The 26,873-nt window shown below is 65.1% G+C and carries 22 protein-coding genes; 10 read left to right on the top strand and 12 right to left on the bottom strand.

Annotated elements, in window-relative coordinates; translation table 11 throughout:
- The first annotated feature begins 160 nt into the window (after nt 1-160).
- The gene (locus AC4D2R_RS08890; RefSeq protein WP_490939416.1) at nt 161-907 is read left to right on the top strand and encodes a polyprenol monophosphomannose synthase; all 747 of its coding nucleotides are present in this window, start codon (nt 161-163) and stop codon (nt 905-907) included.
- Nucleotides 908-1,000: 93 nt separating this feature from the next.
- Here the strand turns inward: AC4D2R_RS08890 and AC4D2R_RS08885 are convergent, their stop codons facing one another.
- From AC4D2R_RS08885 to AC4D2R_RS08875, 3 genes are all read right to left on the bottom strand, one after another.
- Entirely contained in the window at nt 1,001-1,348 is a 348-nt protein-coding gene (locus tag AC4D2R_RS08885) for an RNA polymerase-binding protein RbpA (RefSeq protein WP_120168085.1), read from the bottom strand.
- 190 nt (nt 1,349-1,538) lie between these two features.
- Nucleotides 1,539-2,486: an SPFH domain-containing protein gene (locus AC4D2R_RS08880; protein ID WP_490900269.1), complete on the bottom strand. Its 948-nt coding sequence runs from the start codon at nt 2,484-2,486 to the stop codon at nt 1,539-1,541.
- Nucleotides 2,487-2,535: 49 nt separating this feature from the next.
- Entirely contained in the window at nt 2,536-3,012 is a 477-nt protein-coding gene (locus tag AC4D2R_RS08875; RefSeq protein WP_490939414.1) for an NfeD family protein, read from the bottom strand.
- A gap of 161 nt (nt 3,013-3,173) precedes the next feature.
- Here AC4D2R_RS08875 and yczE point away from each other — a divergent pair, with 161 nt between their 5' ends.
- The gene (yczE, locus tag AC4D2R_RS08870; RefSeq protein WP_490939412.1) at nt 3,174-3,818 is read left to right on the top strand and encodes a membrane protein YczE; all 645 of its coding nucleotides are present in this window, start codon (nt 3,174-3,176) and stop codon (nt 3,816-3,818) included.
- Here yczE and AC4D2R_RS08865 read toward each other — a convergent pair.
- Together AC4D2R_RS08865 and AC4D2R_RS08860 are read right to left on the bottom strand one after the other, a co-directional pair.
- On the bottom strand, nt 3,790-4,623 hold the full coding sequence (locus tag AC4D2R_RS08865; RefSeq protein ID WP_490939410.1) for a putative RNA methyltransferase: 834 nt from the start codon (nt 4,621-4,623) through the stop codon (nt 3,790-3,792). The genes yczE and AC4D2R_RS08865 overlap by 29 nt on opposite strands.
- 73 nt (nt 4,624-4,696) lie before the next feature.
- Nucleotides 4,697-6,022: an amino acid permease gene (locus tag AC4D2R_RS08860; RefSeq protein WP_490939408.1), complete on the bottom strand. Its 1,326-nt coding sequence runs from the start codon at nt 6,020-6,022 to the stop codon at nt 4,697-4,699.
- 208 nt (nt 6,023-6,230) lie between these two features.
- Here AC4D2R_RS08860 and AC4D2R_RS08855 point away from each other — a divergent pair, with 208 nt between their 5' ends.
- Nucleotides 6,231-8,261, top strand: a complete 2,031-nt coding sequence (locus tag AC4D2R_RS08855) for a S9 family peptidase (protein ID WP_490939406.1) — start codon at nt 6,231-6,233, stop codon at nt 8,259-8,261.
- Here the strand turns inward: AC4D2R_RS08855 and AC4D2R_RS08850 are convergent.
- Nucleotides 8,258-8,902 (bottom strand): peptide deformylase, encoded by a 645-nt coding sequence (locus AC4D2R_RS08850; protein WP_490939404.1) that lies wholly within the window; start codon nt 8,900-8,902, stop codon nt 8,258-8,260. The two genes, AC4D2R_RS08855 and AC4D2R_RS08850, sit on opposite strands and share 4 nt — an antisense overlap.
- Nucleotides 8,903-9,031: 129 nt before the next feature.
- Here AC4D2R_RS08850 and AC4D2R_RS08845 point away from each other — a divergent pair, with 129 nt between their 5' ends.
- The 3 genes from AC4D2R_RS08845 (at nt 9,032) to AC4D2R_RS08835 (ending at nt 14,451) form a co-directional block, all read left to right on the top strand.
- Nucleotides 9,032-10,798, top strand: a complete 1,767-nt coding sequence (locus AC4D2R_RS08845) for an MOSC domain-containing protein (protein WP_490939402.1) — start codon at nt 9,032-9,034, stop codon at nt 10,796-10,798.
- A gap of 75 nt (nt 10,799-10,873) precedes the next feature.
- A complete protein-coding gene (locus AC4D2R_RS08840; protein WP_490939400.1) occupies nt 10,874-11,902 on the top strand; it encodes a zinc-dependent alcohol dehydrogenase family protein in 1,029 nt (342 codons plus the stop codon).
- Between the two features lie 164 nt (nt 11,903-12,066).
- A complete protein-coding gene (locus AC4D2R_RS08835) occupies nt 12,067-14,451 on the top strand; it encodes an ATP-binding cassette domain-containing protein (RefSeq protein ID WP_490939398.1) in 2,385 nt (794 codons plus the stop codon).
- 706 nt (nt 14,452-15,157) lie between these two features.
- On the opposite strand, the gene AC4D2R_RS08830 is transcribed toward AC4D2R_RS08835, so the two are convergent.
- The gene (locus AC4D2R_RS08830; RefSeq protein WP_490939819.1) at nt 15,158-16,036 is read right to left on the bottom strand and encodes a helix-turn-helix domain-containing protein; all 879 of its coding nucleotides are present in this window, start codon (nt 16,034-16,036) and stop codon (nt 15,158-15,160) included.
- 157 nt (nt 16,037-16,193) lie between these two features.
- Here AC4D2R_RS08830 and AC4D2R_RS08825 point away from each other — a divergent pair, with 157 nt between their 5' ends.
- The 3 genes from AC4D2R_RS08825 to AC4D2R_RS08815 all read left to right on the top strand — a co-directional run bounded on the left by AC4D2R_RS08825 (nt 16,194) and on the right by AC4D2R_RS08815 (nt 18,986).
- Complete coding sequence (locus AC4D2R_RS08825; protein ID WP_490939396.1) at nt 16,194-16,877, top strand: SDR family NAD(P)-dependent oxidoreductase; 684 nt, start codon at nt 16,194-16,196, stop codon at nt 16,875-16,877.
- A 114-nt stretch (nt 16,878-16,991) separates the two neighbouring features.
- The gene (locus AC4D2R_RS08820) at nt 16,992-18,197 is read left to right on the top strand and encodes an MFS transporter (RefSeq protein WP_490939394.1); all 1,206 of its coding nucleotides are present in this window, start codon (nt 16,992-16,994) and stop codon (nt 18,195-18,197) included.
- Between the two features lie 96 nt (nt 18,198-18,293).
- Nucleotides 18,294-18,986, top strand: coding sequence for an NADPH-dependent F420 reductase (locus AC4D2R_RS08815; protein ID WP_490939392.1), 693 nt, complete (start codon nt 18,294-18,296; stop codon nt 18,984-18,986).
- Nucleotides 18,987-20,301: 1,315 nt separating this feature from the next.
- Here the strand turns inward: AC4D2R_RS08815 and AC4D2R_RS08810 are convergent.
- Nucleotides 20,302-21,180 (bottom strand): PaaX family transcriptional regulator, encoded by an 879-nt coding sequence (locus AC4D2R_RS08810; RefSeq protein WP_490939390.1) that lies wholly within the window; start codon nt 21,178-21,180, stop codon nt 20,302-20,304.
- A 201-nt stretch (nt 21,181-21,381) separates the two neighbouring features.
- Here AC4D2R_RS08810 and AC4D2R_RS08805 point away from each other — a divergent pair, with 201 nt between their 5' ends.
- Nucleotides 21,382-21,819: an acyl-CoA thioesterase gene (locus AC4D2R_RS08805; RefSeq protein ID WP_490939388.1), complete on the top strand. Its 438-nt coding sequence runs from the start codon at nt 21,382-21,384 to the stop codon at nt 21,817-21,819.
- 207 nt (nt 21,820-22,026) lie between these two features.
- Here AC4D2R_RS08805 and AC4D2R_RS08800 read toward each other — a convergent pair whose 3' ends face one another.
- The 4 genes from AC4D2R_RS08800 to AC4D2R_RS08785 form a co-directional block, all read right to left on the bottom strand.
- Nucleotides 22,027-23,736 carry a thiamine pyrophosphate-binding protein gene (locus AC4D2R_RS08800; protein ID WP_490939386.1) on the bottom strand — a complete coding sequence of 570 codons (1,710 nt, stop codon included), beginning with the start codon at nt 23,734-23,736 and terminating at the stop codon, nt 22,027-22,029.
- A 66-nt stretch (nt 23,737-23,802) separates the two neighbouring features.
- Nucleotides 23,803-25,173, bottom strand: coding sequence for an MFS transporter (locus tag AC4D2R_RS08795; RefSeq protein WP_490939384.1), 1,371 nt, complete (start codon nt 25,171-25,173; stop codon nt 23,803-23,805).
- A 244-nt stretch (nt 25,174-25,417) separates the two neighbouring features.
- Nucleotides 25,418-26,269 carry a fumarylacetoacetate hydrolase family protein gene (locus AC4D2R_RS08790; RefSeq protein WP_490939382.1) on the bottom strand — a complete coding sequence of 284 codons (852 nt, stop codon included), beginning with the start codon at nt 26,267-26,269 and terminating at the stop codon, nt 25,418-25,420.
- Between the two features lie 95 nt (nt 26,270-26,364).
- Entirely contained in the window at nt 26,365-26,766 is a 402-nt protein-coding gene (locus AC4D2R_RS08785) for a RidA family protein (RefSeq protein ID WP_490939380.1), read from the bottom strand.
- Nucleotides 26,767-26,873: the final 107 nt, after the last annotated feature.

Genomic DNA, 26,873 nt, shown 5'->3' with positions numbered 1-26,873 from the left:
GTCCACCCGGCTAGAGCGGTTCCCCACGCACCTGAGCACATCAGCCACCCAGCGGCGCAACAGTCCCTTCTGAAACATTCCGTCCCATATACTGACGGTTTGGCTCCGGGGACCGGAGCATCACCTGCGCCCTGCGCATCCCGCTGGAAAGGCCCTCCGAGTGCGTGTTGTAACAATCATTCCGACCTTCAACGAAATTGATTCGCTGCCGCTCACCCTCGCCCGGTTGCGCAAGGCCGTTCCGGCCTCCGATGTGCTGGTCGTCGATGACAACAGCCCCGACGGCACCGGCGAGCTCGCCGACAAGATGGCCGCCGGGGACTCACAGGTCTTCGTGCTCCACCGCACGGGCAAAGAGGGGCTCGGCGCTGCCTACATCGCCGGGTTCCGCTGGGCGCTGGAGCGCGGTTACGGCGTCCTCGTGGAGATGGACGCCGACGGTTCCCACCGTCCCGAAGAACTGCAGAGCCTCCTCGACGCGGTGGACGGCGCCGACCTGGTGATCGGTTCGCGCTGGGTGAAAGGCGGAAGCGTCGTCAACTGGCCCGCCCGGCGCAAGCTGCTCTCGCGCGCCGGCAGCGCCTACTCCCGGCTGCTGCTTGGCCTGCCCGTCCGCGACGTCACGGCCGGCTACCGCGCGTTCCGCCGCTCCACCCTGGAGCAGCTCGACCTCGACTCCGTCGAATCGGTCGGTTACGGATTCCAGGTGGACATGACCTTCCGCGTCGCGCGCCTCGGCCTGAAAATCACCGAAGTGCCGATCACCTTCGTGGAGCGCGTCCTTGGCGCCTCGAAGATGAGCGGAAACATTGTCTTCGAGGCAATCGCCAATGTCACCAAGTGGGGCCTTCAGGCACGCCTTGCCAAACTCACCGCACTGACGAAGAAGCGCGACGCCGTCCGTTAGGCGCCCAGCAGGGCACAGGGCAAGCGAAAGGCCGGTGACCGCGCCTTACAGCGTAGTCACCGGCCCTCACGGTCCGTTCTGCTGACGCAGGCGTCAGGCCGAGCGGCGTTCTCCCCGGCGTTCGCGGAGGATTGTCAGCCGATCCTGCAAAATCTGTTCGAGCTCGTCCACCGAACGACGCTCGAGGAGCATGTCCCAGTGGGTCCGGACCGGCTTGTCGTTCGATGTGTCGGGACGCTCCCCGTCCACCAGCAGCGCCTCCTTGCCGGTCTTGGAAACCCAAACCGGCGGAATCTCCGCTTCGGCAGCAAAAGTGACGAACACTCGCTCGCCGTCCTCGCAGCGGTACTCAACGCGTTGGCGCGGAGCCGGCTCCACACCGGATTCGGTTTCCATGCTTTGCGCTCCGAGGCGCATGCCGCGCAGGCTGCGATCGCTCATATTTTCTCCTACTCAAGAGTGGCTTCCGGGTAACCCGGCACCGATATGTGGATTCTTGCCAGCCCCCTGCTGATTTTGCGCAGCCGGAGACGTCTCGCTATCCACACTCTGTATAACTCCGCCATCAGCGGGAATGTTCCTGCCGGGCAAAAGAAATACCCGCAAACATCCAAGTATACCCGTTCAGCGCCTACTGTGCACGGCTTGACGAATCGGCAGAAGGCCTCGCAGCCAGCGGCGACTCGTCGACACCAGCGGCACCGAGGACGCTGCCCAGGCCCTTGAGTGCGTCACCGATCTCGCTGGGGATGATCCACAGCTTGTTCGAGGACCCGTCGGCGAGCTTGGGGAGGGTCTGCAGGTACTGGTAGGCGAGGAGTTTCGACGTGGGATTTCCCTTGTGGATGGCGTCGAACACCTTCTGGATTGCCTGGGATTCGCCGTCGGCCCGCAGGATCGCAGCCTTGGCGTCGCCCTCCGCTGCGAGGATGGCGGCCTGCCGCTGACCCTCGGCGGTGAGGATCGCCGACTGCTTGGTGCCTTCCGCGGTGAGGATCGCGGCGCGGCGGTCGCGCTCGGCCCGCATCTGCTTTTCCATCGAGTCCTGGATCGACAGGGGCGGATCGATGGCCTTCAGCTCGACGCGGGAGACACGGATGCCCCACCGTCCGGTTGCCTCGTCGAGCACTCCGCGCAGCTGGCCATTGATCTGGTCGCGCGAGGTCAGCGCCTCTTCAAGGTTCAGCCCGCCCACCACGTTGCGCAGCGTCGTGGTGGTCAACTGCTCCACCGCCTGGATGTAGTTGGCGATTTCATAGGTTGCGGCCCGGGGATCGGTCACCTGGAAGTACACAACCGTATCGATCGAGACAACCAGGTTATCCTCGGTGATCACCGGCTGCGGCGGAAATGAGACAACCTGCTCGCGGAGGTCAAGCAGGGGGAGCAGGCGGTCGACGAACGGGATGAGGATGGTCAGGCCCGGCTGCAGGGTCCTCAGGTACTTGCCAAGCCGTTCCACCACGCCGGCACGGGCCTGCGGAATGATCCGGACCGACTTCACCAACACTGTCAGCACAAAAAGAATGAGGAAAATCAGGACTATTGTCAGTCCGATGGTCCCGGCGTCGCCGTTCATAGGTCCCCTTTTATCGTTGGAAATGCAAGTCTTGGGTTTGTGCAGGCCCTTAGGGCTCGTCGGCGGGCGCGCCGGTTGGCTGGGCGGGCGTGACGACGGCGGTCGCGCCGTCGATGCGGGCGACGGCAACGCGCGTACCGGCTGGCAGTGAGGCCCCGTCGAGCGTCCGTGCCGACCAGGTGTCACCACCGATCTTCACCGTGCCGGAGGAAGAGGTGACAGTTTCGAGGGCCAGCGCTGATTCCCCGATCAGCCTGCTGACGTTGGAGAGCGAGTCACCGCTTCCCGCCTTGAGGTGCTTCAGGGCGATGGGGCGCACGAGCAGGACCATCAGGAGGGACACGATGCAGAAGACGACGCCCTGCAGGAAGAACGATTCGGTGAGGAAGGATGCAACAAGGGCGGCGAGGGCGCCCAGCGAGAGCATGATGAAAAGCAGGTCAAGCGTCAGCGTCTCAACAGCTGCAAGCCCCAGGAAGAGGACCAGCCACAGGATCCAAGCGTTCTCGATAAGCCAGTTCAGCATTTCTACTCCTCATCGAGTGCAGGAACCAGCACCGCAGCCCGCTGCGGTGCCCTTCCCTGCCATTGTGTCAAAGTCGCGGCGGAGAACCTAGGGATCCGGCCTCCGGGCGCCCGGTCGTTACCGATTTGGGTCCTGCGCTGCCGCGGGTGGGAAACTTGAGGGTGCCCTCTCACCCCCGCCGCGCCCGGCGCGTGCTCCTGCGCCACGCCCGCCTCTATGTTGGACTCTTCCTCTACGGCGCTGCGATCGCGCTGATGATCCGCGCGAATATCGGCGCATCGCCGTGGGACGTATTCGGCCAGGGGATCGCACGGGTGTCCGGGCTGAGCTTCGGAGTGGCAACGGTCGCCGTCAGCATCGGCGTGCTCCTGCTGTGGATTCCGATCCGGCAGCGGCCGGGATGGGGGACCATCGCCAATACCTTCCTCGTGGGTCTTGCCGCCGACGCAGTGCTGGTTTTCCTCAGCACGCCGTCGCTCGTCCTCCTCCAGGCGCTCATGTTCGCGGCGGGACTGCTGCTCCTTGCCCTTGCAACGGCGCTCTACATCGGGGCCGGAATGGGACCGGGCCCGCGGGACGGCCTGATGACGGGCCTGGTCCGCGTGACCGGCTTCCCCGTCTGGCTGGTGCGCGGATCGATCGAACTGAGCGTCGTCGTCGTTGGTTTCTTCCTGGGCGGCGTGGTGGGCGCCGGAACCGTCATCTTCGCCCTGGCCATCGGGCCGCTGGTTCACTGGGCGCTTCACATCCTCCGGGTGCCCGTCGCCGGCCGTCCGGTCAGGGGCGACGGAACACCTGAACAGTGAACCGCGCCCGAACCGTCCGGTCGGCTTGACTGTCGTCGGGCAGTTTCGACAGGCCGTCCTGCCCGAGGTGGCGGGCGGCCGGTCCCATGAGCACCACGTCCCGGAGCGCGGCCGGGGAGAGCATCATGGGGAACTCGACCGCTGTGCGTTCGATCTCAACAAGTGCCCCGTCGAAGGAGGCACCGACGTCCTCCGGTTTCCCCTCAGGGACCCTCAGCAGTGGGATCACCGCCCCGGCTTCGGCAAGGTGCCCCGGCAGCGGCGTTATAACAAGGAGAACCCCCTCGGGGCTGAGCACGCGGAGAAACTCTCCAGTATTCCGGGGGGCGAACACATTGAGGATGACGTCGGCCGCACCCGACCGGACCGGTAGTTCACGCCACACGTCCCAGACCAGGTTCAGGCCCTCCGGAAGCCGCCGTGCGGCCCTGCGCAGCGCGAACTTCGAAATATCGAGGGCCACCGGGGTACCGGGAATGCGGTCGGCAAGCCCCCGCAGGTAGTAGCCGGTGCCCGCCCCGGCCTCCAGCAGCACCCCGGCTCGCGGGGCGAATCGCTGACCGGCGTCGGCAAGCACGTCCCGCAGAGCACCGTAATGGCCCGCGCCGAGAAACCGTTCCCTGGCGTCGACCATCTCCACCGTGTCTGCTTCGAACCGGGTTCCCCGGCCCGTCAGGAGGTTGAAGTATCCCTGCCGCGCCGCGTCGAACCGGTGCCCCTGCGCGCACTTCAACAGTGCCGGCAGCACCGTGACGGCCGAGCCGCAGACCGGGCACTGCAGGATCGCGTCAGCATCGGTAGGCATAGAGCAATCCTAGGCGCGCACGCCGTGCCGGGACGCCCGCGTGAAGCCACGGAGCGGGCACCGCCCGCTCCGGTCAGGAAGCCAGCTGCCGTGAACGTGCCTTCCGGAACAGGGTGCTGGCCGCGGCGATGGCAGCGATGACGAAGGCGGTGCTGATCAGCTGGGTCCGGCTCGTTTCGCCGCTGAGTCCCACAGCGAAGATCGTTCCAAGGATGACCAGCGCGAAAACGGTGAGTCCGGGGAACGCCTTCATCCGCACCGGCAGGGGCGTGCCGGCCCGGTCCGCACGCCGCCGCAGGATGATCTGGGACACCAGCGCGGATCCCCACACCACCAGGCAGGTGGAGCCGATCAGCTGGAAAAGGGCCGGCAGAATGCGCTCCGGGAACAGCAGCTCAAGGATGGCGGCCGCGAAGCCGAAGACCACCGACGTGGTCACAGCCCGCCGCGGCACCCGGGACGGGCTGCGGTGTTCGATGAACCGGGGCGCCTGCCCGCGCTCAGCAAGGGAAAAGATCATGCGCGAGGCACCGTAGAGGTTCGCATTGAGTGCCGAGAGCAGTGCCAGGACCGCCACGATGGTGATTGCGGTGCCCGCGCCGGGAATCTGTGCCGCGTCGAGCACCCCTTTGAAGGGGGAGGCCAGGGCCGGTGAGGTGGCGGGCAGCACGAGGATGATCACCAGGACGGAGCCCACATAGAAGACGAGGATGCGCCAGACGACGGTCCGGACGGCCCGCCCGATGCTCCGTGAGGGGTTTTCGGTCTCGGCCGCGGCGACGCTGACGATTTCGGTGCCGCCGAAGGCGAAGATGACGATGAACAACGCCGTCGCGATGCCCTCGAGCCCTGCGGGTGCGAAATCCGTGGTGACATTGGACAGCCCCGGTGACTGCGCCCCGGGGAGCAGGTTCAGGACGAGGGCGGCTCCGATGAGGAGGAATACGACAATCGCGGCAACCTTCAGGATCGCGAACCAGTATTCGAACTCGCCGAAGTTGCGCACTCCGGTGAGGTTGATGGCCGTGAACAGGGTCATGAAGATCAGCGCCAGGGCCCAGGGTGGCAGGACCGGCCAGATCGAGAACAGGAGGGCGGCCGCGCCGAGGGCCTCGGCCGCGATGACCACAACGAGCTGGAACCACCACAGCCAGCCGATTGTTGACCCCACGGTCTTGCCCATTGCCTTTTCCGCGTACACCGAGAAGGCCCCGCTGTTGGGATGGGCGGCTGCCATTTCGCCCAGCGCCCACATGACGAGGATGATCAGGGTGCCGGCGACGAGGTATGAAATCAGGACGGCGGGACCGGCTGCCTCCACACCCGCACCGGAACCCAGGAAGAGGCCAGCGCCGATGGCGCTGCCGAGACCCATCATTGTCAGCTGCCGTTGTTTCATCAGCCGGGCTGCGCGAAGGGGCGGACGAACTGCTGGATCTGGCGGACTGGGCATCATTCCTTTGTATCCGATGCGCGGTGCCGGCGGCACATCGGTGGGGTATATGTCACCGTGGAGAAGGCTCACCACGCCCGCGCGGGGACCGCCGGGCCCGAAATAGCTGCCCGGGGGATTGGGGTGGAGGCTGCGCACGGTTAGGGTCGGAAAGATGAGACACGATCAGCTGAACCTGCTTTCCTCGGTGGGCCCGCCCGCGCTTTCGCCCGACGGCTCACGCGGGGCAGTCGCGGTGACCCGGCCCGACTTCGCCGCAGACGCCTATGTCGGGCAGTTGTGGGAGGTGCGCACCGGCACCGGCGAACCGCGCAGGCTCACCCGGGGCTTCCGCGACACGGCTCCGCAGTACTCGCCCGACGGCGCGGTCCTCGCCTTCCTGCGGAGCGCCCCTGGCGGAAAACCCCAGATCCACATCGTTGAAGCCGACGGCGGCGAACCGGTCCAGCTCACGGATCAGCCGCTGGGAGTGGAAGGATTCGACTTTGCGCCTGACTCCTCGACGATTGCCTTCCTCGCGCGCGTCCCCGACCCGGGACGCTACGGAACCACCGACGGTGTTGGACCCTCCGCCGAAGATCCACGGCTCATCACCACGTTCAAGTACCGCATGAACGGGCTCGGCTATCTTCAGGACAAGCGCGCGCAGATCTTCACGGTGGACCTGCCGGATCTCCAGGCCGAGCCGTTCATTGAACCGGCCGGCCGGGCCAAGGAGGAGAACGGCGACACCGCACCGGGACCGGTTCCAGAGGCCAGCCGGCTCACCGACGACCCCGCCGACCATGGCGTGCCCCGCTTCACTGCAGACGGCTCACGCATCCTCTTCACTGCAGCCCTTGGTGCGGACGCCGACCTCACGCTCGTCAGCGACGTCTACTCGATCTCACGAGACGGCTCCGACAGGCAGCGGCTGTCGAACCTGGCCGAGGCGTCCCTGCTCGATTGCGCGTCGCCCATCGAAAGCGCCGACGGTGCCTGGCTCTACTACCTCGGTGTCGACCTTTCCCCCAGCGGGCGGAACTTCGTCGCCCGCAGCACCGCGCTCTACGCCGCGCCCACCGGCTCGCCGTCGGCGGTGGAACGCCTTACCGACGTCGACGGGTTCGACCTGGGGGAGGTGGACCGGCTCGTCCGGCACGGCGGATCATCGGTCCTGGCATTCAACCGCACCCGGGGAGCAGTTGAACTCCTCGAGGTTTCCCCCGCCGGCGGACAGACCGTCCTTGCCAGGGGCGCCCTGACGGTTACGGGCGCGGCCTCGGCCGGAAATACGGTGCTCGTGAGCTACACCGGTCCCGAAACGATGGGGGATGCCGCAGTGGTGACCCCCGATGGACTGCGCACGCTCACCGACTTTTCCGCCGCCCTGCGCTCGGACACCCGGGTCGCCGAGCCCATCGAAGAGACCTTCCCCGGTCCCGACGGATATCCCGTGCACGGGTGGGTGCTGCTCCCGGAAGGTGAGGGCCCGCACCCGGTGCTGCTCATGATCCACGGCGGACCGTTTGCCCAATACGGCTGGGGCTACTTCGACGAGGCGCAGGTCTGCGCCGCGGCCGGGTACGCCGTGGTGATGTGCAATCCGCGCGGATCCGCCGGCTACGGCACGTCGCACGGCGCGGCAATCAAGGAGGCGATGGGCACCGTGGACCTCCTGGACGTGCTGGCGTTCCTTGAGGGCGCCCTCCAGAAGTACGAGACGATGGACAGCGGCCGGCTCGGGATCATGGGCGGATCCTACGGCGGCTACCTCACCGCGTGGACCATCGCGCACGACCACCGGTTCGCCGCTTCAATCGTGGAGCGCGGCTACCTCGATCCACAGTCGTTCGTCGGTTCGGCGGACATCGGCTGGTTCTTCTCCGAGGAGTACACCGGCACCGACCACGACCGCGTGCGCGCCCAGAGCCCCTTTGCGCAGATCGCGGCGGTCAAGACGCCCACGCTGGTGATCCATTCGGAGGAGGACCTCCGCTGCCCGCTCGAGCAGGCTCAGCGGTATTACACGGCGTTGAAGCAGCAGGGCGTGCCCACGGAACTCCTGGTCTTCCCGGGTGAAACCCACGAGCTCTCGCGCACCGGCTCGCCGTGGCACCGAAGGCAGCGCTTTGAGCACATCCTTCGGTGGTGGGCCGCCTGGCTGCCCAGCTCCCTCAACCCCAGGCAGGGGGACGCGGGCTAGAAGCCGAGGCCGCGGCGCGCCTCATCGGGTGTCGGATGCGCCCACCGGCGCGTGTATTCGGTGTTCTCGGCGAGGGACCGGGTAATGGCCTTGTCAAGGTAAAGGACACCGTTGAGGTGGTCCGTCTCGTGCTGCACGATGCGGGCCGCCCAGCCGCTGAAGCGCCTATCGATGGTCCGCCCGCCGATCTCCTGGAACGTCAGGGACACCTCCCGGTGCCGCTCCACCACAGCCTGGTAACCCGGAACCGAGAGGCAGCCCTCGTAGAACGCGTCGGCGGCCTGGCCCACGGGGGAGTAGCTCGGATTGATGATCGCAAGGAAGGGCAGGGGAGTGCGCCGCCGGGCCGCGGCGATGGCGTCGTCGTCGATCCCCTTGTCCTCAAGCACCGCAATGCTGAGCGGTATGCCCAACTGCGGGGCGGCAAGCCCGACACCCGGCGCGTTGTGCATGACCCGGCGCATTGTCTGGATAAGCGCCGCGAGGTCGGCCTCGTTGATCTGGCCCTCGAAGGGCAGGGCCCGCATGCGCAGCACCGGGTGGCCGGCCCTCACGATGGGAGGCACGTCCAGGCCGATCACCGTATGGATCGCGTCGCGGAGCTGGTGGAGGGAGTAGGTCGGGCCGGGAGCGGGGATCATTAGATCATCGTAGCGAGCGGCGAGTGCGCGCGAATGTTACGCCGGATCGTGGCCGCCAAAGGCCGTACTCTGGCGACTGGGCGGAACGCTGAGTAGGCTACCGCGCATCATGAAGAGGAAAAAGCGGGAATGGCTGCCGCCGGCATGACGAACGCCGGCAGTCCCACCAGCGGCAGACTGCTGTCGCTGAATGTCGGAAAGCCCAAGGGCGTCGCGTGGCAGGGAGACACTGTCTACACGGGTGTCTACAAAACCCCGGTGACCGGCCCGCACATGGTACGCACGCTCAACGTCGACGGCGACGGCCAGGGCGATCTGGGCGGGCACGGAGGCGAACAGCGCGCCGTCCTCGTCTACCAGCGCCAGTCCTACGAGCACTGGTCGGAATTCCTCGGCCGCGACGATCTGGAACCGGGGGCATTCGGGGAAAACTTCACCGTCGACGGGCTGCCCGACAGCGAAGTGTGCATCGGGGACCGTTACCGGATCGGCGGGGCGGAATTCGAGGTGACACAGCCCCGCGTCACCTGCTTCCGGGTGGGCATGCACCTCGGCGAACCACGGATGCCCGCCCTGCTGGTGGGCCACCACCTCCCCGGCTTCTACCTGAGGGTCATCACCGAAGGCGAAGTGCGGCCGGGCGACCCGATCATCAAGATCCGCTCCGGACCGCACCAGCTCAGCGTCGCCGAAACAGACGCGCTGCTCTACCTGCCGAACCGTTCGGCTGAGGCGCTGCGCAAGGCGGTCGACATTCCGGCGCTTAGCCCCGGCTGGCAGCAGTCCTTTCACGACCTGCTCACTACCGACCTGGCCAACGCAACAGTGACCGGCCCGCCCGACGAGGAACCCGGCTGGACCGGCTTCCGCCCCATGACGATCACCGAGACCGTCCGCGAAACGCCAACGATCACCTCCGTCTACCTCAGCGCGGGCGAGCGCGTGAGCCTCGATCCGGTGATCCCCGGCCAATACCTGACCCTCCGGGTTGACGCCGGCGGGCCGGCCTCGATCCGGAGCTACTCCATATCGGACATGCCCGATCCCCACACCTTCCGCATCAGCGTCAAACGCGAAGACCACGGGCTCATCAGCCGCTACCTCAACGACAGCCTGGCCGTGGGCGGGACCCTCGACGTCGCGGCGCCCCGGGGGCAATTCCGGCTCCACGACGGAGACGGTCCGGTGCTCCTCATCTCGGCCGGTGTCGGAGCCACACCGGTGATCCTGATGCTGAAGGAGCTCGCCCGTACGGGCAGCAGCAGGGACGTCTGGTGGATCCACACCGCGAGGAGTCCGGCCGAGCAGGTTTTCGCCACCGAAGCGCAGGCGTACCTGAACCGGCTGCCCCACGCCCGCGGCTTCACCTTTTACACGCGGTCCGAGTCCGTCGTCGCCAACGCAGTCAACGGCCGGCCGACAGTCGACCGGTTCCGTGCGATGGGCGTTCCCGCAGACGCATCGGCATACGTCTGCGGCCCGCAGGCCTTCATTGGCTCGATCACCGACGCCCTGACCGGCCTGGGTCTCGCGCCCGGCCGGATCTACTCGGAACTGTTCGGCACGCTTCCACCGATCAACCCCGGCGTCACCGACCACCAGACCGTGCCGCCGCACCAGCCCACCGGCGATCCCGGCACGGGGCCCGCGGTGTCCTTCGCCCGAAGCGGTCTCACGGTGCGCTGGCGCGGGAGCGACGCCTCGCTACTGGAACTGGCCGAGGCGTGCGACGTACCCACCCGCTGGTCCTGCCGCACCGGTGTGTGCCATACCTGTCTCACCGCGGTCATCTCCGGGAAAGTGGCCTATCAGCCCGAACCTCTCGAAGCACCTGTCGCCGGGCAGGCACTCATCTGCTGCGCCCGCCCAACCGAAGACGTCGTCCTGGACAGCTGAGCACCCCGCTGCCCTGGACTCCGCCTTAGCCAACGAAGGTGGCTGCCATTGACCGGCAGCCAAGGAAAGGAAGCGATGCGCGCAACTTTGATGTACGGAGCCGGAGACATCAGGGTGGAAAACGTGCCCGATGCAACGCTCAGGGACGACACCGACGCCGTCGTGCGCATCGTCGCCTCCTGTATCTGCGGGAGCGACTTGTGGCCGTACGGATCCATGGAGCCCACCCAGCAGGGGCAGCGGATGGGACACGAGTTTGTCGGAGTCGTTGAGGAGATCGGCCGCGAAGTTGCGACAGTCAGGCGCGGTGACGTGGTGATCGTGCCGTTCGTCTGGTCGGACGGGACCTGTGACTTCTGCCGCGCGGGCCTGCAGACCTCCTGCCGGAACGGAGGCCACTGGGGCAACCCCGACGCCGGCCAGGGCGAGGCGGCTCGTATTCCCCAGGCCGACGGAACACTCGTCAAAGTGCCGGTGCCGGAGGACTCGGACCTTATCCCAGCGCTCCTGACCCTCTCCGATGTCATGTGCACCGGCCACCACAGCGCCGTGACTGCGAAGGTCGGACCCGGCTCGAACGTCACAGTGATCGGTGATGGAGCGGTCGGACTGTCTGCCGTCATCGCTGCCAAACGGCTTGGTGCTGACCAGATCATCCTCATGGGCCGTCATGCCGTCCGGACAGATCTGGGGCGGGACTTCGGTGCAACGCACATCGTGCCCGAACGCGGCGAGGCAGGTCTCGCGAGGGTGAAGGAACTGACCGGGGGAGACGGCACCCACGCCGTCCTTGAGTGCGTGGGCACCCTGCCTGCCATTGAGGCGGCCATCGCAGCAGTGCGCGCCGGCGGCACCGTCAGCCGGGTTGGGGCACCACAGTATGCCGACGTGCCCATGCCGTTCCGGGAATTCATGCGCAATGTCTCCCTGAGCGGCGGCGTAGCACCGGCGCGGGCCTACATCGAAAAGCTCCTCCCGGAGGTGCTCGACGGGAGGATCCAGCCCGGCCGCGTGTTCGACCGCACCGTGAAACTCGAGGACATCGCCGACGGCTACCGGGCCATGGCGAACCGCGAGGCGCTCAAGGTGCTGGTCCGCCCCTAGGCTCCAGGGCCGTGGCGGGCTGCCGCCCCGTGGAACCGCCTCCGCTCTGCTTCTTGACGCCGACCAAGAGAGCCGCGGAGTGTCGATGGTTGCTGGTTAGATAGACCCAGACGACGCCGGGGGACACCGCGGAAACGGGCCCGCACAACAGAGGGGGAGACACCATGAGCATGGTCACGAGGACTGACGAGCAGGCGATCCATGATGCCGACAGCCACGACCTGATCCGCGTGCGGGGCGCGCGCGTCAACAACCTCAAGGACGTCAGCGTCGAGATTCCAAAGCGGAGGCTCACGGTGTTCACCGGCGTCTCGGGCTCGGGCAAGAGCTCCCTGGTGTTCGGCACGATCGCCGCCGAATCGCAGCGGATGATCAACGAAACCTACAGCGCCTTCGTGCAGGGCTTCATGCCCACGCTGGCCCGCCCGGAGGTCGACGTACTTGAAGGGCTGACGACGGCCATCATCGTCGATCAGGAACGGATGGGTGCCAATCCCCGCTCCACGGTCGGCACCGCCACCGACGTCAACGCCATGCTGCGCATCGTCTTCAGCCGCCTCGGACAGCCGCACATCGGATCGGCGCAGGCGTTCTCCTTCAACGTCGCCTCGATCAGCGGTGCCGGTGCCGTCACGCTCGAGCGCGGCGGGACGACGGTCAAGGAGCGACGCAGCTTCAGCATCACCGGCGGCATGTGCCCACGCTGCGAGGGGATGGGATCGGTCACCGACTTCGACCTGACCCAACTGTACGACGACAGCAAATCGCTGAACGAGGGCGCCCTCACCATCCCGGGCTACAGCGTCGACGGCTGGTACGGGCGCATCTTCAGCGGCAGTGGCTTCCTGGATCCAGACAAGGCAATCCGCATATTCACGAAGCGGGAACTCCACGACCTGCTCTACAAGGAACCGACCAAGATCAAGGTCGACAACATCAATCTGACCTACGAGGGCCTGATCCCGAAGATCCAGAAGTCGTTCCTCGCCAAGGACCGGGAGGCAATGCAGCCGCACATCCGGGCGTTCGTCGACCGGGCGGTGACGTTCACAACGTGCCCGGAGTGCAGTGGCACGCGGCTCAGCGAGGCGGCCCGGTCATCGAAAATCGCAGGGATCAGCATCGCCGACGCCTGCGCCATGCAGATCAGCGACCTTGCAGGGTGGGTGCGGACGCTTGACGAGCCGTCGGTGGCGCCGTTGCTGACGGCGCTGGGGGAGACCCTGGACTCGTTCGTCGAGATCGGGCTCGGCTATCTCAGCCTTGACCGGTCCACCGGCACGCTCTCGGGCGGCGAGTCACAGCGCACCAAGATGATCCGCCACCTCGGGTCCTCGCTAACTGACGTCACCTACGTGTTCGACGAGCCGACGATCGGACTGCACCCGCACGACATCCAGCGCATGAACGGCCTCCTGCTGCGTCTGCGCGATAAGGGCAATACCGTGCTTGTGGTTGAACACAAGCCGGAGGCGATCGCGATAGCAGACCGCGTCGTCGATCTCGGCCCCGGGGCAGGCACCGCCGGCGGCACCGTCTGCTTCGAAGGCACAGTGGAGGAGCTGCGGACCAGCAGCACCCTCACCGGCCGCCATTTCGACGACCGGGCCGCGCTCAAGCAGTCCGCCCGGACACCCAACGGTGCGCTGGAAATCCGGGGAGCAACCGCGCACAACCTGCGCGACGTCGACGTCGATATCCCGCTCGGGGTCCTCGTGGTCGTCACCGGGGTTGCCGGCTCCGGGAAGAGCTCGCTCATCCGCGGCTCGGTCTCGGGAAGCGACGGGGTGGTTTCGGTCGACCAGGCAGCGATCAAGGGCTCGCGGCGCAGCAACCCGGCCACGTACACCGGGCTGCTCGAACCGATCCGCAAGGCCTTCGCCAAGGCGAATGGCGTGAAGCCTGCGCTGTTCAGTGCCAACTCGGAGGGTGCCTGCCCGACCTGCAACGGCGCCGGCGTCATCTACACCGACCTGGCGATGATGGCCGGCGTCGCCACTGTCTGCGAAGAATGCGAGGGGAAGCGCTTCCAGGCATCCGTCCTGGAATACCGCTTCGGCGGCAAGGACATCAGCGAGGTCCTTGCGATGTCGGTGAAGGAGGCCGAGGAATTTTTCGCCGCGGGGGAGGCCCGCACTCCTGCCGCACATGCCATCCTTGACCGGCTCGCCGACGTCGGGCTTGGATACCTCAGCCTGGGCCAGCCACTCACCACGCTGTCCGGCGGAGAACGGCAGCGCCTGAAGCTTGCAACCCAGATGGCGGAAAAGGGCGGCGTCTACGTTCTCGACGAACCGACAAGCGGCCTCCACCTGGCCGACGTCGAGCAGCTGCTCGGTCTGCTCGACAGGCTCGTCGATTCAGGCAAGTCCGTCATCGTCATCGAGCACCACCAGGCGGTCATGGCTCATGCGGACTGGATCATCGACCTGGGTCCCGGGGCGGGCCACGACGGCGGCAAGATCGTCTTCGAGGGAACACCTGCCGACCTCGTCGCCGACCGGTCCACGCTCACCGGGCAGCATCTGGCGGCCTACATCGGCGCCTGAGGGCTCACTTCCGGCAACGGCGTCCCTGCGTCTGTTTGACCGCTGCCGGAGGGATCCCCGATTTCTTGGAGAAAACGTATTGACAGCCGGCACTGCCGATCCTGGTTTCGAAGCACGCACACCCCAGGAAAGGTCCCGTGGAGGCTGGCGGTAGACCGCAGGACCCGCGGCCGGGTCGGCACGCCGCCGGACCCGCCAGGTCCGGCGGGGGCGCAAACTCACCGCGCGGATCGGCCGCCGGCATTGGGTCGACGGGCTCAAAGAGGCACAGCTAGGGCAAGGACCAGCCTGAGCGCCGAGGACATCCCTTCACGGTGGGAGTACGCTGCCGGCGCGGCGCTCAAGGCACGCAGGCGGCTGCCCAAGGCGGTTGGAGCGCTTCGGCTGCTGCCTCTAGGGAGCATGGACGGAGTGCCCTTGGGATGGCAGCCGCTGAACTATCTTTTCGACATTGGATTCACACGTGACGTGTGGATGCACCGCATTGACATCTGCAGGGCGACCGGCCGGCCCGTCAATCCGACAAGCGAACACGACGGGCGCATCCTTGAAGACATCATCGCGGAATGGGCGACACTCCACACCGACCCGTTCCTCCTGAAACTCACCGGACCAGCGGGCGGTACTTTCACACGGGCGGATGAACCCGGAACGACCCGCACGGTGTGTTTCCTGCCGCACCCGCGCCCCTCATGCAGATGCCAGGTCAGCTGAAGGAACGGACCGCTTGGGAAAGCTTCGACCCGGAGGTGACCGGTAGGCCTGCTGATGCGAGCAGTGAGAGTTTTTCTGCGTCCTGGGAGCCGGCATCTGGGTGGAACACGACAAGCATGAGACCTTCGGCACCGCCGATGCTCAGCCTTTCGCGATTGAGGAGCAGTTCGCCGACCTGTGGGTGGTTGAAGCGGAGCATGGTTCCCTTCTGCCCGCGCACTTCATGTCGGGCCCAGAGCTGTGCGAAGAGGGGACTGGTCAGGGAAAGCTCTCCGACGAGTTCGACGAACCGTGGATTCTCGATATCGGTGCCGACAGATTGGCGGAGATTGGCGATGAGGCACTCCGCGACGTCTTTCCACTGCGGCTGCAGTGCCTGCTCCGCCGGGTCAAGGAACATGTCCATCAGCTGGTTCCGTCCGGTGTCCAGTCTCGGCGAGAGCGCTTTGGCGAGCGGGTTGGATGCGAGGATGTCGAAGTAGCGCCCTTCGATGAAAGCCGGCTGATTCAGCGACTCAAGGAGCTTCAACGCCCCGGGCGGTACGATTTCCCTGCGCGGGCGGCGCTGTCGCTGGCGCGGAACTTCGGCCACCAGGGACAGCAGGTGGGTGAAGTGGTCGTCATCCAACTGCAGGACGCGGGCTATTGCTTCCAGTACCTGCAGCGACGGATGCCGGTCGCGGCCGCGTTCAAGGCGCAGATAGTAGTCGGCGCTGATACCGGCGAGCATGGCAACCTCCTCGCGCCGAAGTCCGGGGACACGACGGGCGCCCATGACGGGGATGCCTGCCTGGGCGGGGGTGATCATTTCCCGCCGGGCACGCAGGTAGGCGCCGAGCGCATTGCCTGCTCCACCGTTTCCACCCCTTATTCCGGGCGTTGTTCGAGCTCCCGGTTCGGGGTTGCTGCGGGATCGGGTTAGGGGGGGGCCTGCCACACCCCGGTCTCGGGAGGGCTCTGGTTGGTTCGGGTTGGTGCGCATACGGTCGTCAACGACCCATTCACGCAATCTATTTCGATAGGACATCATGACCATCTCCTTGATCACAGGGGCCAACAAGGGCATCGGCTTCGAGACCGCTCGTCAGCTTCTGGACCTCGGGCACGTCGTCTACATCGGGGCACGCGATTCGGAGCGGGGCCAGAAGGCGGCCGAGGTCCTCGGTGCGCGCTTTGTGCAGCTTGACGTCACCGATGATTCTTCGGTCCGCAACGCTCTCGCGACGATTGAGGCGCGCGAAGGCCGCCTTGACGTCCTGATCCACAATGCCGGAGTTCTGCCTACGGAGCTGGACGGACCCACCGCCCTTCACGCCTTCGACACGAATGCGGTCGGCATTGTCCGTGTCACGGAGGCCGCGCTCCCTCTGCTGCGCAACTCGGAAAACCCCAATGTTGTCACCGTTTCCAGCACCGCTGGATCATTCTGGGCCGTGACCAATCCTGAGCGGCCCGAATTCAATCTGCCTCTGGCGCTCTACTCTGCGTCCAAAGCCGCGGCGACCATGCTCACCGTGCAGTACGCCAAATCCCAGCCGGGCATCAAGTTCAATGCAGTCGAACCCGGGACCGCCGCCACCGACATGACCGCGGCCTTCGGAGTGGGCCGGCCGGTGGACGAGTCCGCCCGCATCGTCGTCCGCCTTGCAACCCTTGGTGCGGACGGCCCCACCGGCACTCTGCAGGACGAGAACGGCAACGTTTCCTGGTAGCAGCCGGCCCGCGGTACTGAGGTGAGCGCCCGCGCTCACCTCAGTACCCTGTCCCTGCCATCGGTTTCGAATGTTCTCAAACGCACACGCCTTCCGCACCAGAGAGATGAAATCTTGACCAGCACAACCACACAAGAATCCACACACCACCAACGAGCATCGTGGGGAGGCGTCATTTCCCTCGGCATCGGGATTTTCGCCATCGTCATGTCCGAATTCCTTCCGGCGAGCCTGCTCCCGCGTATCGCCGACGACTTGGAGGTATCAATCGGTGCCGCGGGCCAAAGCGTCACCGTGACCGCCATCGCCGGCGCGTTCGCCGCGCTGCTCATCGCCGTGGTGCTCCCACGGGTGGACCGCCGCTTCATCATGATCGGCCTCACCGCGCTGGCCATCGTGTCCAATGTCATCGTGGCCCTGGCACCCAGTCTTCCCGTGCTGCTTCTGGCGCGGGTCCTCCTTGGCGTGGCGCTCGGCGGTTTCTGGGCCTTGGCCACCGCGATGGCGGCCAAGCTGGTCCCCGGCGACCACCTCGGCCGCGCCCTGACCATCATCAATGCAGGCGTGTCCGTCGCGACCGTCGTCGCTGTTCCTCTTGGCGCATGGCTGGGGGAGGTCTGGGGGTGGCGCGGGGTGTTCTTCCTCGGCGCCGGTGTCGGGCTCGTCGCGCTCATCGCGCAGACGGCTACCCTGCCGCATGTCATACCAACGGCCGTCAGTGGCCTGCGCGCTCTTGGAGCCACGCTGCGGTCGGGCATCGTCATCGCCGGCCTTACCGCCATCCTGCTGATCTTCGGCGGCCATTTCAGCGGCTTCACCTACATCCGTCCGGCGGCGGAAAGCGTCTCGAATATCGACGCCGGGGGCCTGGCTGTCATGCTCCTCGTTTTCGGGATCGCCAATGTCCTTGGCACCGCCCTGAGCGGGCCCATCGTCGACCGGTCCCTCCGCGCCGCGATTCTCCTGTTCCCCCTCCTCGTGGCCGCCGGCATGCTGACCATGCTTCTGACCAGCGGATCGACCGTGGGCCTGTTCATCGCCGTCGCCCTGTGGGGCTTCGGCTTCGGCGGCGTCCCGACGACCGTCCTGAGCTGGGGGGCCCGCACCGAACCTGGGCGGCTGGAACAGATCGGCGGCCTCATCGTCACCGTCTGCAATATCGCGATCGCGGTAGGCGCAATTGTCGGGGGTGTGCTGGTCGACAGCGTATCGGCCAGCGCAACCCTCATCATTGGCGGTGTCCTCGCCATCCTTGGCGGAATGGTCCTGACCAGCCTCCGCCGGCGGGCGAACGACATCTCCACTCCTGTAAGCAACTAAACCCCCGTCCGGCTGCATCCCAGCATCACGAGTGACAACCCCACTTTCACAAGGCCCGCGCACCCGCGCCACGCCTGCCCAAAAGGAGCACTTTTCATGACAACCATCGGCATACTCGGTGCTGGCCAGGCCGGCAGCACACTCGCCCGTGCCTCAGTGGCGGCAGGTTACACCGTCGTCATCGCCAACTCACGCAACCCCGAAACCCTGACAGGGCTGGTTCGCGAGCTCGGCCCGCTGGCCTCCGCCGCATACGCGACCGACGCGGCAGCCGCAGCGGATGTCGCCTTCCTGGGCTTCCCCTACTCCCCGGACGACCTCCTGCCGGCCAAAGAGCTCGCCGGGAAGATCGTCATCGATAACAACAACTACATGACCTGGCGCGACGACCACTTCCTCGAAGTCGACTCCGGCCTGAAGACCATCCACGAACTGCGCCAGGAGCAGCTTCCGGCCTCGAAAATCGTCAAGGCATTCACCCATGTCCAGTTCCACGCACGGGCCCAGATCCGCGTCCCCAGCGACACCCAGCCTGCTCTGATCCGTCTGGCCAGACCCGCCGGTGCTGCGGACCGGAAAGCCCTGGTTGTCTCCAGTGACTACCCCGAGGCCGTCGATTTCGTCACGGACTTCTACAACGACCTTGGCTTCGATGCTGTCGAGAACAGTCCATTGAAGGAATCGTGGCGCAGCGCCCCGAGCACCCCGATGTGGCGGCACCACGTCGACGGCCAGAGCAGGGAGGAGCTCATCCGCAACCTGCAGCTCGCGCGCCGCCCCGGTCGCTGATCCGGGTAACCCTCCCCACATACTCCCTTCCCGAGGATTAGGAGAACAAGCAATCATGAGCCCGGCAGGCATCACGCCCAGCACCTCCCCGCAGCAGGGCAGCGCTCCCAGTATGACCCATCCGCCCGTACCTCCCCGGCGTCAACCGGCCGGTTACGGGGCCACGCCATCCAGCGCGGCGGGCGTCCGTTCGTCGGCCGGCACACTTCCGGAAGCGGTTGCTCGGCGGTCGCGTTCCAGCGGAAACCCGCCGATGCCGATGCCGCGATGCCTAAGGAGAGGGGCAAGATCTCTCTCCCTCTGGGGAGGGTGCGGCCAATGGCTCCCGAGAAGGCTGCCGCCGTCTCGGGACGGACCGTCGTGGTGCGGCGGGGACGGAGGTTGCCACTACCGTTCAACAAAAGGAACCGGTAGGGCTTACAGGTCCATATCGATGGGCGCGGCTGCCGTGATCGGCGTTCGACCTGCGGCGACCGGGAAGCGCGGCTGCCGGTACCTCCGGTGCGGGGACGCCGTTCCCATCACGGCAGGGGACTCCTGTCCGCGGACTCCGAGTTCTATCCCGCGGACCGCCGGTAGGTCGGATGGACGGTGAATCCGCATGAAGGGCCGCAGCGGCAACGTCCTCAGTAGCCACACATATGTCCGTTTTGCACCAATGATTTCCCGTTGAGCGCTATGCATGACCGGGCGCCGATCCGGTTACCGTGCTGTGCCGTTTCGGTTGGTGTTCCTCTTGGTGCGGTATGGAAATCCGAGGGAATTGGAGAAGTTGTGGGGATCCAAGACCATGATGAAGATTCGCCGATAATCTACATTATGTCAAGTGAGCTTCAGGTCCACACCCCCGACCGATATGTGGGACCACTTGGTCGAACATCAATAGATGGATTCGGCAACTGATGACTTCGGCCGGCGGGGTCCGCATGCCTTGCCCCGTCTAGTCGGAGCGGGAACACAACCCGGCCGGCTGAAGATCGACAAAGGCGACTCCGACGTCCTTTCGGTTGCAACTTTGGACGCTGCCGACGCCGTGATGGATCTGCAGAACTGTCACCCATAGCCCTCCGGGTTACAACGATCATCCATGTCGAAGACCGGGCCTGAAAGATTGGCACGGTCGCGCTGATCCCAGTACTACTCCTGGGTCTGCTGAATCTATCGTCCAATAGCTAGGGAAAAACGGGCCGTTCATTTCCCCGGGCTTTTTCCTTCGGACACTTGAGTAGGCCACTCCCCCGCCCAATCCTCAACCACTGATCATGACCATCGATTTAGGGCTTGTAGCCCTTTCTTCGTCCTGAGATGTAGGCCTTCAGTTCGCTACTGGCAGCTGAACACCCGTGACCGATAGCGCGTACTGCTGGGCTTTGAGTCCCAGCAGCTCATGCAGCTTAGTGAAGAGCTCTTGAGCAGCCAGGCCATGCCACCCTTCAGGGAGGTATTCCTCGGGCAAGCCGGGATCAATGTAGGGAAGGCGCCGCCATTCCGTGATCATTGGGACGTAGTCAGTGAAAGCGTCCTTGAGCAGGCCAAAGGAATCACTTGTCTCATCCGGGCGCTGCAACCACCGTTGCAGAACGGGCTCGTGACGTTCCAAAAAATCCGTGTAGAGCGCCTCGAGGGACGGAAGATCCCACCATTGCCCTATCTTGTCCTTAATGTGGTCTTCCGTGAGAGAGGTCGCTTTGAACAGATCCACATAGTCCATGAGACCCGCCCGCCGAAGCTGTAGCGCGACCTCCTCGGCCCGGTTGCCGGGAGCAATCCATAGGCCTGGAGAGACCTGACCGCATCCAACTCGCGTCAGGATGGTGCGCAGCTTATGCCGCAGGTGCCTTCGCGCCTCCGGAACCGAGAACGAGACAAGAAACCAGTCATCGTCTCTTGTGGCCCTGCGCGGGGAAAAAATCCGCTCGTCTCCCGCCGTGAAGACTTCCTCAAGGCCCGGTGACAGCCTGTAAGCGGCAGCACCACCACGCTTGAGACTGACGAGAACTCCACGTTTCTTTAGCCTGGACACCGAGGACCGCACGCCAGCCGATTCAATGCCCAGGTCGCCGAGCAGACGGATGAGATCAGCGATCGCGAAAGAGCCGTCGTGGTGGCGGGCATAGAGCCCGTAGACGGTGACGATCAAGTGCTGATGACGTGGCAGCGGGGTTGCGTCGGGGACGGCACTAGCCTTCGCCATTCAGGACTACCTCTTATGGTCTGGATTTACGTTGCAATCCTAGGCTACAACGACCAATCTTCAATCAGCTGAGCGCTCGCCTGCACTGTCCTCGGCGTCGCTGCATGAATTCGTTGTGTCGCATTGGTGACTCTCGTCGCGATTGCTATATTTGGAGCTTGATCCAGCTGAAGGGCGGGCTTAGTGGAGCGGTTAGCTGATGTGCGCCCGCAAGCAAGTGTTGAGCGCTACGTGGAGTGGGTGGATACGGACGCCTCTGGACACCAACACAACTCCGTCATCCTGCGGTGGGTTGAGTCCGCCGAGGCCGAGCTTTTCCTGCGCGTGCTCGATCTACCGGACTTTTTCCCGATAGCGCCTCGGGTGCACCAAGAGATCCACTTCCGGGCCAAGCTGTGGTTTGGGCAGAAGGTGACTGCGACAGTTGGCATCTCCAAGCTGGGCCGGACCTCCCTGACCTACTTGTTCGAGGTCCACGGGCATCGCCGCGGTGAAGTGCCAGGCGGCCTTGCTGCCTACGGCACTGTCACCGTCGCACATGTGCCATCCGGCGCAGCGAAGACAGCCCCATGGCCGACACAAATTGTCGACGCCATCGAGGGCTATAATGAGACCGGCTCCCAGCCTCTGCAGAGGTAGAACCACCCACCTGCAGACGCCGGCATCGGCCGCTCGAGGGTCTCAAATGGGCCCCCGACTGCCGGAGCGACGTCGGAGGAGATCGGTCTCCCCCACAGTTGGTCGCCCCGATCGTTGAGCCGGAGTGAGGCAGCGTCTGGTTCATGGTGGCCCAAGAGAAACGTGGAGAGGTCCGGCGCTCTCATCGAACCTCCCCATGTGCATGGGTCAGTGGCCTTTGAAGGCCTCGGCAAGCCACCATGATCCGCCATCGGAGGCGATGCGGGCATCGATCACGATCGGGCGGGTGCGGGGGCCCGCGAGCCACTCCGCGACACCTGCAAGGTCCTCACGCGTACGTACGACGACACCTACCGCACCGTAGCCGCGCGCGATCGAAGCAATGTCGGTGATCGGGAAACGGACGGCCTCCAGATCCTCCTCGTCTGCGGTGTCAAAGTGATGAACCTCGGCTCCGTAAGCGGAGTCGTTGTAGACGACTGCAACGAGAGGGATGCCCCGGCGCACAGCGGTTTCCAGCTCGGCAATTCCCATCAGGAACCCACCATCGCCGGCCCCCAGCACCGGCAGCCGATCCGGCTGGGCGATCGCCGCGCCGATCACCGTGGCCAGACCCAAGCCGACCGACTGAAACGCCTGCGTGAAGCAAAATCCAAACTCGTCCGGAACCTGGAAATAGGCACTGGGATAACCCATGAAGTTGCCGGAATCGATGGCGACGATCCGCTCGGTGGGTAGAAGCTTATCCAGTTCACGGCTGAGCACCCGCGGGTCGATTGTCTCCGGTGTCGAGAGATCCTCGGTATCCACTGTGTTCCACCGAGAGCGGTCGGCGATCGCGGCAGCCACCTGCGGCGTGCGCAGACCAGGGCTCCGGAACCCGGAGGCGTCCATCAGCTCCAAAGCCGCGGCAGCGGTCTCTGCACAATCACCGACCACCCCGAGGTCGATGGGCCGGTGCGCTCCCAGCGAGAGGTCATCAAGATCAACCTGCACCACTACGGCGTCCGGCCCGATCAGGGAACCATGCCGTGTGGTCCACATGTTGAGCGCACACCCCCACCCTACGATCAGATCGGCCTCGGCGATCGTGGCTGCCGTGAAGGGCGAGGAGAATCCGCCGGAGATCCCCAGATTGAACGGGTGGTCACGGAAAAGTCCGTGAGCGACGGCCGAGGTGGCCAAGAGTGCTCCGCACGCTTCCGCCAGAGCCGCAATCTGCGGTCCAGCACTCCGCCCGCCACGACCCGCCACAAACACCGGGCGTCGGGCTCCGCGCAGCAGCCCGACGAGACGCTCGACGGCGACCGAGCTGGGGCGCACCGCCTGCGGCGGATCCAGTGGCCGAAGCGCTCCGATGGTGGATTCTGCCGGAGCACCTTGAATATCTGTAGGCAGCGAAAGCACAACGGTCCTGCGTTCGTTGACTGCTGTGCGGTAGGCGCGGACGGTGTCCGCCACGGCGCTCGATGGGGAATGGACGCGTTCGGGCACCGCTCCGACACTGCGGGCCAGCCCGTCCTGGTCGATCCGGAAGTTGGCTCGAACAGCCGCGGCGGCCGTATCAGCGGTGAGTACGATCATCGGCGTTCGGGACTTGGCAGCCTCGGCAAAGCCCGTTACTGCGTTCGTGAGCCCGCAGCCCTGATGCGTGGAAACCACCCCGACACGGCCGGACATCCGTCCGTAAGCATCAGCCATGGTCGCTGCTCCACCTTCATGGCGGGCAGCAGTAAAGGGCACACCAGCACGACGCAGGGCATTGGTAACGGTGAAGTTGCCGCTGCCGACGACACCGAAGATGTGTCCGACGCCCAGCGCTGCGAGGGTCTGGCCCACCAGTTCGGCCACAGTGGCCGGTGGATGGTCTGCGGCCTCTGCCGTGCTCGCGGCGTAAGGTTCGCTGAAAGTGCTCATGTTTGCTTCCTTTGGTGGCGCTGACGGCCCCGGCCAGCAGTCACGACTGCTGGCCGGAGGAACGGATCAGGTGGTCGTGGGCGTGGTCGTCATCTGATCATCCGAGCCCGAGCGTGATTTGAGCTGGGCTGCCGGTGGGCGCGGGATGAGCGAGATGGCGATCGCGGCTGCCAGCGCGAACAGCGAGAAGATAATGAAATTCCACTGGAATGGCAGTGCAGCGGAGCCGATCCAACCGCCGATCAGCGGCCCGCAGATTGCTCCAATTCGGGCAAATGACAGCGCCCAGCCGGTGGCGGTGGCACGGGCGTAGGAGGGGTAGTAATCAGCGACCCAGCCGGTAAGGACGAGGGAAGTGGAGATCGAGCCAATACCGGCCAGGGCCACGAAGACGTAGTTGATCACAATGTGGTTGGGGAACATCAGCAGGAGGATGCCGACCCCGCCCAGAAGGTAGAACGTCGTCAGGATCAGCTTCTTGCCGTAGGCATCGGCTGCACGACCGAGAACGATGCCACCAATGGCAGAGGCCAAACTGAAAACGGCCAGGAACGTGAGGGCCGAGCCAAGGTCATAGCCGGCCGAACGCATAATCGAAGGCAACCAGGTGTTCAGGCCGTAGACCAGCAACAGGCCGCAGAACATGGCAATCCAGAAGAGAACGGTCGGACGCAGGTACCCCCGGGAGAACAAGGTTGAAAGCGCCTCCTTCCATCCAACGGCCTTTGTGGCATCGGCAGCGGAGGGAGCCGGAGTCCAGTCGGACTCCACGAAGGGAGCGATGTTCAGTTTGCGGGCCAACTCGGCTGCCTTCGTGCGGCGCCCCTTAGCCATCAGGTATTCCAGAGATTCTGGAAGTATCCACGCCAGCAGAGGAATCAGGAGCACCGGCACACAGCCCATGCCAATCACCCAGCGCCATCCCAGGGTCGGCAGCAGTGCCAGGGCGACGAGAGCGGCTGCCAGAATGCCCAAGGAGTAGCCGGAATACATCAGACCGTAATTGAATGACCGCCGTCGCGGGGCGGAGTACTCGATCGTCAGGGCAGCGGCCACAGGGATGATCCCGCCCATGCCCAATCCTCCGAGCAAGCGGAACAGGCCGAAGATCTCCGGCGTAGGGGCCAGCGCCGCGCCCAGTTGGGTGGTGGTGAAGATGAGTACGGACAGCATCAACATCTTCTTGCGGCCGACCCGGTCCGAGATTGAACCGATGGTCATCGCCCCGATGAGCATGCCGATGAGCGCGTAGGAACCCAGCCCACCCAGTTCCAGCGGGGAAAGGTCCCATGGCTCGTATGCGGCCAACGCTGGGATGATCGCGCCCAGAACGCCGACATCATAACCCTCGGCCAGAATAGCCATCCAGCAGGCTAGGAGCACTCGGTTGGTGGTTTTTTGTGGAACGGGCCACTGGGTGGAAGCCGGGGTTGCCATGAATCACCTTGTCCTGTCTCGCCCACATGACAGCGGGCCATAGATGCAGTTGAAGCGCGCGGAGGTTTGTGTTGCGAATCACAGTATGTTCTATATATGCCGTTCGTTACAAGAGCGCTATATCAATATCTCCTGGTGCTGGACATTCACGCCGTCATGCTCCGGGGCGGTCGAAGGACACACGGACATGACTACGCAGGAGACCGGGCTGTCATGATCCCTGCCTCTTCCGGTAGTTCCCGCGTCAGGACGGCGGCTGCGCTGACGGAAAGGTGATGCGGTTGACCAAGCGGCCGATGCCGTCAATCTCAGTCTGGAGCACGTCCCCGTCGGCGAGGAACTGCGGAGGAGTCATGCCCATACCCACGCCGCCAGGGGTGCCGGTCAGCACGAGGTCGCCCGGCCTCAGCGTCGTGAACTCCGAAATGTACGCAAGCAGCTGCGCCGGCCCGAACACCAGGGTCCTGGTGTCGCCTTCCTGCACTTGCTTCCCATTGACATAGCCGCGAACGCGGAAGGCGGGGTCGTCAGCGAACTCATCGGCGGTAACCATGACCGGTCCGACCGGAGTGGTCGCATCAAAGGCTTTTCCTTGGAACCACTGCAGGGTGCGGTTCTGCCAGTCACGCATCGACACGTCATTGGCGACCGTGTATCCGGCGATGCCCGCTCTGGCTTCGCCCAGATCGGCATGTCGTAGTTCGGCCCCCACCACCACGGCCAATTCGGCTTCCCAATCGACCCGGGAACTACCGTGCACGGCGATCTCATCCCGGGCCCCGATGAGGGTGTCGGCATACTTGGCAAACAGCGTAGGGTATTCCGGGAGCTCGCGTCCCATCTCCTGGATGTGCTCGGCATAATTCAGTCCACAGCAGATTACTTTCCCGGCGTGCGGCAAGAGTGTAGCGAAATCAAGCTCCCCCGCGGGGATCACATCCGCCTGGGAGTCCAGGGCTGCAGCGACCACGTCCTTCCAGCCCGGGCCGGAGATCAGCTCGCCCAGGTCACCGACTGGAAGCGGAATGGCAGTGCCATCTTCGCGAAGGACAGCTGCGGAGGTGGAACCCGCGTAACGAATCGTGGCCAGCTTCATGTGGATCTCCTCGGAGGGGCGTGATGTCGGTGATTATCGTCCGGAAACGGCGGCCGCAGGGGAAGACCGCCCGCGACGGGAAGCCACAGCTGCAGCTACGCCGCGTCCTGGATGACGGCGACGCCCTGAATTTCGATTAGTGCTTCCTTCTGCCACAGGCGGGTGACCCCGATACCTGCCATCGCGGGGTACCGGTTGCCGGCCATGTCGCGCCATAGCCTACCGATCTCCCTTCCGTGCGCCATGTAGTCGTCCACATCGGTCAGGTAGATCGTCACGCTCACCAGATCGTCAGGTTTACCCCCGGCTTCGGTCAGTGAAGCCAGCACGTTCCGGAAGGCCTGGGCGAACTGCTCGACAATGCCTCCCTCCACAATTTTCATGTCCTTATCCAGGGCCGTCTGTCCACCCAGATAAACCGTGTTTCCCGTCCGTACGGCATGGGAGTATCCCGAAGGGGCAGGCAGGGAAGCGGGATTGACAATCAGGTTCTGCATAGGGACGGCTCCATCCGTGGTCGGGTGCTGTGTACAGGTGACGGGGCTAATTACCCCTAGCGCGGTTCATGTCCTCCGTGCTACCTTCACTCTACGTGACGGTCGTC

It is taken from the genome of Arthrobacter sp. TJ-217 (assembly GCF_058269255.1).
The sequence above is the reverse complement of the archived record's forward strand: the minus strand, read 5'-3'. Positions and strand labels throughout refer to the sequence as shown.